Origin of the sequence: Leptolyngbya cf. ectocarpi LEGE 11479 (assembly GCF_015207065.1) — a bacterium.
Taxonomy (GTDB): domain Bacteria; phylum Cyanobacteriota; class Cyanobacteriia; order Phormidesmidales; family Phormidesmidaceae; genus Leptothoe; species Leptothoe ectocarpi.
The window spans coordinates 1-7,778 of the sequence record NZ_JADEXP010000308.1 but is presented as its reverse complement, the minus strand read 5'-3'; the positions used below and the strand labels follow the sequence as shown (position 1 = coordinate 7,778).

Genomic DNA, 7,778 nt, shown 5'->3' with positions numbered 1-7,778 from the left:
CTGCTGCACCACGGGCTTAACCCAGGTGGAAACCTCCCCTGGCCCGTTGGTCAAAATTAGGACATCTACCGCCATCGGTCTATGGGTTGTGGTTTGAGGCATCTGCTAACGCATCACTCAGATCACCCTGGACCACTGCTGCTGTCTGCCGAGCCCGCATTTCAAAACTAGCCGTAGGCGTCGTAAAATCCAACTTTAGCGGAAAGGCCGTCGGGTCGTCACTATCCACTGCCGGGTCCAAACCAGTCACCAAAAATGAAGAGACACCACCATCCTCCAGCTTGTCTCCCAAGACATCACCATAGTCACCAAACGTTAGTGTGTCATTGGGACCAAATTCCCCAAGCACCACACCATCCACCGAGACCGTAAACCGATCATCGTCGTCAATGCCTCTAGGAAAACCGCTAATTGCCGCAAATTTAGCATCGTCCGCTGCACGACGACCGCTTAACCCAGGGAAAACCCGACTGGCTACACCGATGGGTATGTCCCTAGGCTGCATCACATATTCAAAGCCGTCGGCCATCGGCGGGTCATACCAGACTCCGCTGGGCACATTTTCAAACACAAACACACCTGTAATAATAATGACCGGCAGGACCGGGTCGTCCTGATTCATGCCAACATCATTATCATCCTCGTTGCCAGCGTCATCTTCGTTAATGTCGCGATCGTTGATGTCGCGATCGATAATGACAAAATCATTAAAACCAGAAATAAAGATGGCAATGGCGGTGCCCGTATCACCACTCCCCACTTCCGTACCCGTGCTACCATCGGGACTAAATCCAGGCGGGTTGGGCACTAGGACCTCGCCGCCGGTAAAGGTGAGGTCTAAATTTGCGGTGCTGTAATTAATCCCCTCGGTTGTCTCAGTGTACAGCTCTGCCGGAATCTCATTGCCCAGGACAACCTGATCCGTTGGCATACCATCCCTAGGACCATACTGCACCAATAAAACGGGGGTGCCCCGAGCCACCACCCCAAGAGAAGACGGCGATGTCACAGTCCCCACTTCAGCTAATTGAAAAAGACCCGTGCGATACTCATTAAAGTCTGTCGCTGTGAGGTTTCCAATGGCAGTCACATCGAATTCTAGCGTTGTGGGAATATTGGCAAATACAGCCGGTTCACCCAATGCATTAAACCCTCGAAAAGAGACCGTACCTTGGAGTCTACCAGAGTCATCAACAGCTGGTTCAGCCCCTGGCTCCGTGCTCAACGTTGGAATAACAGAATCTCGATAAATTAGCGTAACCGGCAGGTCTCCCTGAGTGGTCCGAATTTGCAAACTACCGTCCTGGATGGTCCTGTCATAAATGAGGCTAGGGCCAGCCAAATCAGGTCTAGCTACATCAGGAACAAAAATCTCTGCGTTTTCTAAGATAACCTCGCCCCCGGTCACATCAATTTGGGCAGTCGCAGCTGAAGCGCCCCCGACCACTAGCAATGAACCAACCAACAACGAGACTAAAGGATTAGAGCGACAAGACACATTCAACATGACTACTAGAACCCAACTGAGTGCAACAGGAGAAAACAAAAAACACGAACGCCTGAGGTGTCTTAACCGACACAAACCTATCATTCTCAACGACGGCTAGCTATTCACATAGAACCTTGTCAAGGGCCTCCCAGCCGTCAACGTAGCAAATCCTGAACCAAGAGGCGTCAAAAAGTATCAAAATGTAAATGTGCCGCGAATAGCCCCCACAAACACATTCTCACTATCGGACGTGTGGGCTGGGTTGATAACGTAAAAGAAACCAGGGGTGATTGTAAAAGAATCACTCATCCGATGGCGATAAAACAGCTCAATGTGAGTGGTCGTACTAGGCTGATCGCCAGGATTGCCCAATCCTCCAGACAAAATATCAGGAATATTCTGGCTTTGTCGCAGCGTACTCTTGGTAATTTTAGGCGGCTGCCCAACGTATAACCCACCCATATTACCTGGCTTAAATAAATCAGGAAAATTCAGAAAGACCATCCAGTTAGTCGTTTCCACATGGCCGGACTCGCCTGGGGTTGACGATGTTGTAAACCCACCCCAGCCGCCCAGAGTAATGTCAGAGCTAATATCCCAGGCCGCTGTCGCACCAAACGCATGGGTATCCAGGGAATCCCCAGCCGTTAGCTGACTGTCGCCAATACCCGTGCGCAGATTTCCCGACGGCGAATGGGAATAAACATAGTTCAAGGCTAAATCCAGGCTGTCCACGGGTACCGCCGATAGCTGTAGCGCCAGCGTCTTATCACCATCATTACCAAATAGGCCACTACCAGCATCTGCAGCATCGCTGGCTGAATAAACGGTCTGCAAACTCAAGCGATCCGTCATTTGCCAATCAAACCCTAGGCCAGCATCGCCACCACCAATGGCAATAATCGGATTGCGTTGAGCAAAGGCAGACAAAGGACCAAATCCAGCACTTTCCACACGGTTGGTTCCTCGAAAGGTATTAATAGCATTCACGCCCTCTGCCCCAGCAATGAGGGCCAGGTTATCACTTACCAAATGACGTAGGGTTAAGTCGCTAATAGATACATTAAAATCGCTATCTCCTTCGTAGCTGAGGCGAACATCATTGTTTAACCGGGGTGTGGTGCTACCATCTCCGGCCTGAATGCCCGTTAATAGAAAGGTATCGCGGTTTAACTCGGTTAACAAACTCAGCTGCACATTAGAAATCAGATTGATAGCCGTCCCTGGATCTTCAGTATCTCTGACACCATCGACAGGGAAAAAGTCAGCTGTATTCTCTGTCCGGGTTTGGATACCAAAAATAGCTTGACCAAACAGACGTGTCGTTTCTGAAAACTGATTTGCTTCTAACTCAGCAACATTCGCCTCCAGAGAATCCACACGAGCGCTAACGGTGGCAATGTCGACTGAAAACTCTTCCGCCAGTCGTCGTATTCGTGCCCAATCCGGTGACGAAGCATCAATTCCGGCTCCCAGCAGCCCATCTAGACAAGATTGCACAGCCGCTGCAAACTCATAGCGCGTGAGTGACTGCGTTCCCCGAAACTGCCGACTAGGATACCCCTCTAGACAGTTGTACTCTTCAACCAATCGTTGCAAAGAATAGTAAGCCCAGTCAGTGTCTGATACATCGGAAAGCTCATCAACACTGGTAACCTGAGCCAGAAGTGGAGGCAATGGGTCCGATGCCGCCACCTTAGCTGTGGAGGAGGCCAGTAAATCATCCAGCTCAGGACTGCTAGCAGGCGACGATGCCTGCGCCACACCACCCGTTAAATTAACAGCAAGATTCAGTGCGCTTAAAGCGACAACTGATGTAGTATAAGCGACTACAGATGAGAAACGAACACCTAGGAACACACTGTTAAATCTCCTCACACAACGTAGGCACTCAGTCAATCTAAGCAGCCAGAAAAAACTGTCGGCAATACTTTTTTGACAACAAAAAATCAGCAGGTACAGTGACAACATCTATAACCTGCTAGATAAAAAAGCTAATGGAATGAGATCGCACTAGAGCACGTTACAAGACCAGCATGTGTACTTTTTGAGAATAGAGATTTACTTTGACAGTATTAAAACATAAACCCGTCCTAAAGTCCATCTAAGAATTTCTACTGACGTTATCGTTATTAACCATCCCAATGTCGCCTAAAAACGTTAGTCTATATTCGTCAAATTCCACCTTCTGCCACCGTGACCCAGCCCGCCGCATTACGAGACCTATTAACTGCCGTTGCCCAAGGGCAGATCAGCCCAGATAGTGCCTTGAATAAACTCAAACACCTGGACTATCAGCCCGTTGACAGCTTTGCCAAAATCGACAACCACCGAGCGCTGCGAACAGGTTTTCCAGAAGTCATCTGGGGACAAGATAAAACAGTAGAACAGCTAGTCAAAATCTTTCGGGCAATGGAGCCAGAGAACCTTGTTGTCATGGCGACTCGGATTGTTCCCGAGGTATATGCTCAGCTACACGAGCGGCTACCGGCCCTGCAGTATCATGACACTGCTCAGATCTGTGCCCTGCAGCCAGAATCTGTTGCGGTGGAATATCCCGGAACAATTGCCATTCTCACGGCAGGCACTGCCGATTTGCCCGTAGCAGAAGAGGCGGCTGTCACATTAGAACTGTCGGGCTTTCAGGTGACACGACTGTGGGACGTAGGTGTGGCAGGGATTCACCGGTTACTGAACAATCGGGCGGTGATTGACAGTGCCGATGTGTTGATTGTTGTGGCTGGAATGGAGGGAGCGTTACCCAGCGTTGTTGCAGGCTTAGCGGACTGTCCGGTAATTGCGGTGCCGACAAGTGTTGGCTATGGGGCTAGCTTTGGTGGAGTTGCAGCCTTGTTAACGATGTTAAATTCCTGTGCAGCGGGGATTGGGGTCATGAACATTGATAATGGATTTGGGGCCGCTGTGCTGGCGGGGCAGATCATTAGAATGGCAGCACGGCGGTGTGGGTAGCGGCGAGTCACTTTTGTAGCACAAACAAGGCCAGATGGGTTAACCCGTAGCGCTTTGTGCGCTGTAGTTCTAGGCCATGCACAGACTCTGGCAGCCAGAACTCAGGCGTGTATTCAGCGGCAACGGTGGCCCCAGGAGCCAGGATAGATTTTTGGACCAGCGTTGCCAGAACTGGCTCGTACAGGTTAGCCGCGTAGGGTGGGTCAAAATACACCAGGTCAAATGGGGGAACATCCAAGCTTTTCAGCCGTTTGGTTACGTCTCCTCGGATAACTTGAAACGTCTGTTCGGGCGCTGCCACCGTTTGCCAGTTGGTTTGAATAATGCGACAGGCAGCGTTAGACTGCTCCATACCTACGACAGCACTGGCCCCACGGCATAGCGCTTCGGCTCCCATGGCCCCGCTGCCCGCACAAAGGTCTAGCCAGCGGCTGCCGCTAACCCGACCCTGCCAGATGTTAAACAGCGCCTCGCGCACCTTGGCCGGTGTGGGACGGGTTGCGTTACCCGGTAGTGTTTTAATCGAGCGGTTTCCATAGATCCGAATAGACATAACAGTCCAGAATTTTGTTGGGGCATGGTCGGGGCACGGCGGGGCACTACAAATATGAGCACCAGTCGCTCCAGCCGCCTGGGTAAAGCTTGCCCATGGGTTTACCCGCCACCATCTGAGAAAACAGATTTACACAGGCGGTAACCCCCGAACCACAGTAGACAATCACGTCGTCGGCATCATCAATGGCTTGCCAATGGTGCGCTAATTCCGCTGGGGGTTTTAACAACCCGGCCTCAGTACTAATGTCTTTCCAAAAATAGTTCACCGCACCTGGGACAGAGCCAGCAACCGGGTCAATGGGCTCCCGCTCACCCCGAAAACGGTCACCAGAACGCGAATCGATCACCATCGTATCCAGTTTGTCTTTGTGCTGACGGACATAATCAATGTCTACAATCCAATGGGCCTGGGGCTGGGGCACAAATCGGCCTACCTGAGGACGTGGTGTTGTATTGCTCAGGGGCAAACCGGCTTCAATCCAGGCATTAATGCCCCCATCTAACAGTGCAACATTTTCGTGGCCTAGATAGCGCAGCATCCACCAGAGACGAGCTGCAAAGGCAAACCGCGAGGCGTCGTAAATAACAACAGGCGTCTGCGGACTGGACTGAATACCCAGCAGGTTTAGGGTATCGACAAACGTTGGCCAGTGAGGCAGCGGATGACGCCCCCCATGGGCTTGCGCAGGGCTGGAAAGATGGCAGTTGAGATCTAGATAGTAAGCGCCGGGAAGATGCCCTGAGCTATATTGCTGCTGACCTAGATCGGGTTCAGGCAAAGAAAAGCGACAGTCAATGACAACCAGGTCGCCACCAAGATGATCGGCTAGCCACTGAGAGCTGACGATGTGGGTATTAGTCAGGTCGATCGGTTGAGCTGGCGATGCAGGCAAGGCTCTAATGCATAATCAAAGATGGTGTTTATTATAATTCTGAGGGTGGTAAACGGTCGATAATTCATGGTTCATGATGGTGCCCAAGCTTTATCTAACGGGTTGACCCTGGAGGTAACGGGGGATGGCTCGGCCAAGTTTTACTCAGAGGAGTTTGGCGAGCATTTTCACTGTCGCCATGGTGCCTATACGGATGCCCAGCGCAACTATGTGGATGCGGCCAACATTCCTGAGCTGGCCCAGGCAGCCCAGCTGTCTATTTTAGATGTGTGCTATGGCCTGGGATATAACACCGCAGCGGCGCTGGATACGATTTGGCGGGTGAATCCTGACTGTCGAGTGACGATTCGGGCGTTGGAGATCAATGCAGCGGTGCCGAGGGATGCGATCGCACACACACTAACAGCTCAGTTCACAAACGCCCCCCACTGGAGCCCCACAACCCAGGATATCCTTAAAACCCTGGCCACTGACCATCACTACCAAAGCCCTACCGCAGATATCCAGCTACTCATCGGCGATGCCCGCCAAACGCTACAGCCCCTGGCCTCGAAAGGCTACCAGGCCGACGCCATCCTATTTGACCCGTTTTCCCCCACCCGCTGCCCCCAGCTGTGGACGGTGGAGTTTTTCGCACTGACCGCACGCTGTCTGGCCGCTGACGGTATTCTAGCCACCTACTCCTGCGCCGCTGCGGTCCGCTCTGCTATGACATTAGCTGGACTCACCCTGGGATCATTCCCCGGAGCCGGTCGTCACTGGCCCTGCACCATCGCCACCAAAGACCAGCGCCCCTTGCCCCCCCTATCACCCCAGGAGCAAGAACACCTGCAAACACGGGCGGCAATTCCCTATCGCGATCCCACACTGAGAGCAACGGCTGAGACGATCATGGCCCAGCGTCAGCAGGAACAGCAGCAGTCTAACCTGGAACCAACGGGCGCTTGGCGACGACGTTGGTTAGGGGGCAGAGGCACCCTAACGTAAACCAGCACACTTAACCAGCACACTTGGGCAGGCTAACCGCTGCGCGGTATACTCCTCCCGTAATTTTCGACGTTCTAACGCTAACGTTTATTCTTATAATTCCTATGACTAACTCATTGGCCGTGGCAGTATTGGCAGCAGGTAAAGGAACTCGGATGCGATCGCATTTGCCAAAAGTGCTCCATCCCCTGGGAGGTCGCACCTTAGTCGAAAACGTGTTGGCCAGTTTGAGCCAGGTGCAGCCTGAGCGCCAAATCGCCATTGTCGGCTACCTGGCCGATGAAGTGCGGACGGCCCTGGCCCATGTGAGCGAGTTAGAATTTGTTGAGCAAACCGAGCAACTAGGCACCGGTCATGCGGTACAGCAGGTCATTTCTGCCTTGGAGGGATTTGAGGGCAACCTGCTAGTGCTCAACGGCGATGTTCCCCTACTACGGCCTGAAACCATTGCCAAAATGGTCCAGACCCATGTGGACAACAATAATGCGGCCACAATTCTCACCGCCCAGTTTGACGACCCCACGGGCTACGGTCGCGTCTTTTGCGATGACAAGTCTATCGTCTCTGAGATTATTGAGCATCGCGACTGCACCCTCGAACAGCGAGCCAACCCGCGCGTCAACTCAGGTATTTACTGCTTTAACTGGCAGAAGCTGATGACGGTGCTGCCTCACCTAAAGTCGGACAACGACCAAAACGAATATTACCTCACCGATGTAGTCAAGGAACTGTCTCCGGTGATGGCCCTTGATGTTGATGATATCGAAGAGATTTCTGGCATCAACAACCGCAAACAGCTATCAGATGCAGCCACCGTTCTGCAGCGCCGCATCAAAGATGATCTGATGCTGTCTGGCATTACCATGATCAACCCCGACAGCATT

The 7,778-nt window shown here is 52.2% G+C and carries 7 protein-coding genes; 3 read left to right on the top strand and 4 right to left on the bottom strand.

Annotated features, from left to right (window positions below; all coding sequences use genetic code 11):
- Positions 1-79: 79 nt before the first annotated feature.
- Together IQ260_RS23845 and IQ260_RS23840 are read right to left on the bottom strand one after the other, a co-directional pair.
- Positions 80-1,507: a hypothetical protein gene (locus IQ260_RS23845; protein ID WP_193995578.1), complete on the bottom strand. Its 1,428-nt coding sequence runs from the start codon at positions 1,505-1,507 to the stop codon at positions 80-82.
- A gap of 177 nt (positions 1,508-1,684) precedes the next feature.
- Positions 1,685-3,349: an iron uptake porin gene (locus IQ260_RS23840; RefSeq protein ID WP_322745036.1), complete on the bottom strand. Its 1,665-nt coding sequence runs from the start codon at positions 3,347-3,349 to the stop codon at positions 1,685-1,687.
- Between the two features lie 336 nt (positions 3,350-3,685).
- Between IQ260_RS23840 and larB the strand changes: the two genes are divergently transcribed.
- Complete coding sequence (gene larB, locus IQ260_RS23835) at positions 3,686-4,459, top strand: nickel pincer cofactor biosynthesis protein LarB (protein ID WP_193995576.1); 774 nt, start codon at positions 3,686-3,688, stop codon at positions 4,457-4,459.
- A 7-nt stretch (positions 4,460-4,466) separates the two neighbouring features.
- On the opposite strand, the gene rsmD is transcribed toward larB, so the two are convergent.
- Positions 4,467-5,012 carry a 16S rRNA (guanine(966)-N(2))-methyltransferase RsmD gene (gene rsmD, locus IQ260_RS23830; protein WP_193995575.1) on the bottom strand — a complete coding sequence of 182 codons (546 nt, stop codon included), beginning with the start codon at positions 5,010-5,012 and terminating at the stop codon, positions 4,467-4,469.
- A 46-nt stretch (positions 5,013-5,058) separates the two neighbouring features.
- The gene (locus IQ260_RS23825) at positions 5,059-5,907 is read right to left on the bottom strand and encodes a sulfurtransferase (RefSeq protein ID WP_228016388.1); all 849 of its coding nucleotides are present in this window, start codon (positions 5,905-5,907) and stop codon (positions 5,059-5,061) included.
- A 66-nt stretch (positions 5,908-5,973) separates the two neighbouring features.
- Here IQ260_RS23825 and IQ260_RS23820 point away from each other — a divergent pair, with 66 nt between their 5' ends.
- Together IQ260_RS23820 and IQ260_RS23815 are read left to right on the top strand one after the other, a co-directional pair.
- Positions 5,974-6,894: a tRNA (5-methylaminomethyl-2-thiouridine)(34)-methyltransferase MnmD gene (locus IQ260_RS23820; RefSeq protein WP_193995574.1), complete on the top strand. Its 921-nt coding sequence runs from the start codon at positions 5,974-5,976 to the stop codon at positions 6,892-6,894.
- A 104-nt stretch (positions 6,895-6,998) separates the two neighbouring features.
- A partial coding sequence (locus IQ260_RS23815) for an NTP transferase domain-containing protein (RefSeq protein WP_193995573.1) occupies positions 6,999-7,778 on the top strand: 780 nt, incomplete at its 3' end.

Bases quoted from the DNA above. Each gene is read 5' to 3' on its own strand.
- rsmD (WP_193995575.1), bottom strand. From the start codon at position 5,012: ATGTCTATTCGGATCTATGGAAACCGCTCGATTAAAACACTACCGGGT.
- IQ260_RS23845 (WP_193995578.1), bottom strand. From the start codon at position 1,507: ATGTTGAATGTGTCTTGTCGCTCTAATCCTTTAGTCTCGTTGTTGGTT.
- IQ260_RS23820 (WP_193995574.1), top strand. From the start codon at position 5,974: ATGGTTCATGATGGTGCCCAAGCTTTATCTAACGGGTTGACCCTGGAG.